The 2,936-nt window shown below is 68.8% G+C and carries 3 protein-coding genes; 1 reads left to right on the forward strand and 2 read right to left on the reverse strand.

Features of this window, described 5'->3' with window-relative positions; genetic code table 11:
• The first annotated feature begins 276 nt into the window (after nucleotides 1-276).
• On the forward strand, nucleotides 277-570 hold the full coding sequence (locus tag HMPREF1138_RS00060) for a WXG100 family type VII secretion target (RefSeq protein ID WP_009054976.1): 294 nt from the start codon (nucleotides 277-279) through the stop codon (nucleotides 568-570).
• Nucleotides 571-698: 128 nt separating this feature from the next.
• Here the strand turns inward: HMPREF1138_RS00060 and groL are convergent, their stop codons facing one another.
• Together groL and HMPREF1138_RS00070 are read right to left on the reverse strand one after the other, a co-directional pair.
• A complete protein-coding gene (gene groL, locus HMPREF1138_RS00065; protein WP_009054974.1) occupies nucleotides 699-2,327 on the reverse strand; it encodes a chaperonin GroEL in 1,629 nt (542 codons plus the stop codon).
• Nucleotides 2,328-2,590: 263 nt separating this feature from the next.
• Nucleotides 2,591-2,936, reverse strand: a 346-nt coding sequence (locus tag HMPREF1138_RS00070; RefSeq protein WP_009054972.1) for a LytR C-terminal domain-containing protein, incomplete at its 5' end; no start/stop codon positions are given.

A 2,936-nucleotide genomic window follows, 5' to 3' on the forward strand; every position in this document is an offset into this window, starting at 1 on the left:
GGGCCTGGTATATCCACAGGGGGCCGCCCGCCCGATCGCTGTCCGCGCCGCGAGCCTCGCTCGGTGCGGCCTCTCTCGGTGCGGCCTCTCGAAGCCACGCCGCCGCGGGCACCGCGCCCCTCCACAGGCACCGCGCCCCTCCACGCGGGCTATCCACAGGCACTTGTTGGCGCAGGCAGTTATCCACAGGGCGTTGTTTCCGCCTCGATTATGCGCTGTCACGCGCGTAGCGTCGAGGGTGACGGGCCCACCCGGGGCCCACAAAGGAGTGACATCATGACCGCTTACGCCGTTGACGCCGAACAGGTATCCGCAGCATCCGCACAGGCCTGCGCGACCGCCTCCACGATCCGCACCGAAGTCGACACGCTCATGTCCCAGCTGCTCGCCCTTCAGGACTCGTGGACGGGCGGAGCACAGGCCAACTTCCAGGCCACGATCACCCAGTGGCAGGGCATCCAGGCACAGACCCACGACGCGCTGGACTCCATCTCCACGCAGCTGCAGGCCGCGGCGACCACCTACGCGGACGCCGAGGCGCACTCGTCGGCCCTGTTCGCAGGCGCTTAGACATGCACCGGGGGCGAGACGCGTCATCCCGCCCCCGGTGCAGTGCGCGTCGTCCGCCAGACATGCGCCTGGGGGCGGGACCCTCACGGGCCCCGCCCCCAGGCGGATCAGCGTTAACGCCGAGCGGCTCAGTACATGCCGCCCATGCCGGCGCCAGCCTCGTCGCCACCGGCTGCCGGCGGCTCGGGCTTGTCGGCGACGACGGCCTCGGTCGTCAGGAACATGCCCGCGATCGACGCGGCGTTCTGCAGCGCGGAACGGGTGACCTTGACCGGGTCGGAGATGCCGGCAGCCATGAGGTCGGTGTACTCGCCGGTCGCGGCGTTCAAGCCGTGGCCGGGCTCCATGCTGGCGACGCGGTCGGCGACCACGCCACCCTCGACGCCCGCGTTCTCAGCAATCTGCTTGAGGGGGGCGGAGACGGACAGGCGCACGATGTTGACGCCGGTCGCCTCGTCGCCGGTGAGGGAGTCGAGCTTGGGCAGCGCCACGGCGGCGGCCTGGATCAGGGCGACGCCGCCGCCGGCGACCAGGCCCTCTTCGGAGGCCGCGCGAGCGTTACGAACGGCGTCCTCGATGCGGTGCTTGCGCTCCTTGAGCTCGACCTCGGTGGCCGCGCCGGACTTAATGACGGCGACGCCGCCAGCCAGCTTGGCGAGGCGCTCCTGCAGCTTCTCGCGGTCGTAGTCGGAGTCGGTGTTCTCGATCTCCTGGCGGATCTGGCGCACGCGGGCGTCCAGCATGTCCTTGTCGCCGGCGCCCTCGACGATGGTGGTCTCGTCCTTGGAGACGACGATCTTGCGGGCGCGGCCCAGCAGCTCGAGGTCAGCGTTCTCGAGGGAGAGGCCGACGGTCTCGGAGATGACCTGGCCGCCCGTCAGGATGGCCATGTCCTGCAGCATCGCCTTGCGGCGCTCGCCAAAGCCGGGGGCCTTGACGGCGACGGACTTGAAGGTGCCGCGGATCTTGTTGACGACCAGCGTGGCGAGGGCTTCGCCCTCGACGTCCTCGGCGATGATCGCCAGGGGCTTGCCGGTCTGCATGACCTTCTCCAGGACGGGGACGATGTCCTTGACGTTGGAGATCTTGGAGTCCATGAGGAGGACGTAAGCGTCCTCGAGGACGGCTTCCTGGCGCTCCTGGTCGGTCACGAAGTAGGCAGACAGGTAGCCCTTGTCGAAGCGCATGCCCTCGGTGGTCTCCAGGGTGGTGTCGAAGGAGTTGGTCTCCTCGACGGTGACGACGCCCTCGGCGCCGACCTTGTCGAAGGCCTCGGCGATGAGCTTGCCGATGGCGGGGTCGTTGGCGGAGATGGAGGCCGTGGCGGCGATCTGCTCGGTGGTTTCGACGGGCTTGGCGTCGGCGTGCAGCTGGGCGACGATGGCCTCGACGGCCTGGTCGATGCCGCGCTTGAGGGCGATCGGGTTGGATCCGGCGGCGACGTTGCGCAGGCCCTCGTGGACCAGGGCCTGGGCCAGAACGGTCGCGGTGGTGGTGCCGTCACCCGCGACGTCGTCGGTCTTCTTGGCGACCTCCTTGACGAGCTCGGCGCCGATGCGCTCGAAGGGATCGTCGAGGTCGATTTCCTTGGCGACGGACACGCCGTCCTTGGTGATCGTGGGGGCGCCCCACTTCTTGTCGAGCACGACGTTGCGGCCCTTGGGGCCGAGCGTCACCTTGACGGTGTCGGCCAGCAGGTTCAGGCCGTTCTCCATGCCGCGACGGGCATCCTCATCAAACTTGATGATCTTGCTCATTGGGAATATATCCTTCCGCGATGCGGATCGGGTCCGGCGCCCGCGACGGACGACCGCGCTTGGTAGGCGGCCTCACCGGACCTGTGGTCTTGTCACTCTCCATGTTGGAGTGCCAAGTACGATTCTGGCACTCACCAGCATCGAGTGCAAGGCGAGGTAGGGGACGTGAGCCCGATGCGCTCAGGGCGTAACGCGCGCAACCCAGATATGCGCGAGCCGCCGGAACCCACGCGGGGCCGGCGGCTCGCAGAACTCACGCGCGCTTAGCGCAGGACGACGACGATGTCGGGGTTTCCCAGGCCGCTCTCCTGGCGGACGTTATCGATACCGAGCTTGGACGCGATATCCTTCGCGGTCCCTTCCATGCTGGGATCCTCGTAGTACACGGTCGAGGTCTGCGTCGCCCAGCCGTCGGCGTTGGCCGCGGAGGTTCCGGCGTAGCCCGCCTGGTTGAGGATCGTCGCCTGCTGGCCGGCGTAGCCCTGGGTGCCGGTGCCGTTGAGGACCTGGATGACGGCGCCATGATCGGGCGCGGAGGATGCCGCGGACGAGGAGGGGCTCGGCGAGGGGGTGGCTTCGGTGCCGCTCTCGGCGGGCGCGGCGCTGGAG

It is taken from the genome of Actinomyces sp. ICM58, from assembly GCF_000283035.1.
Taxonomy (GTDB): domain Bacteria; phylum Actinomycetota; class Actinomycetes; order Actinomycetales; family Actinomycetaceae; genus Pauljensenia.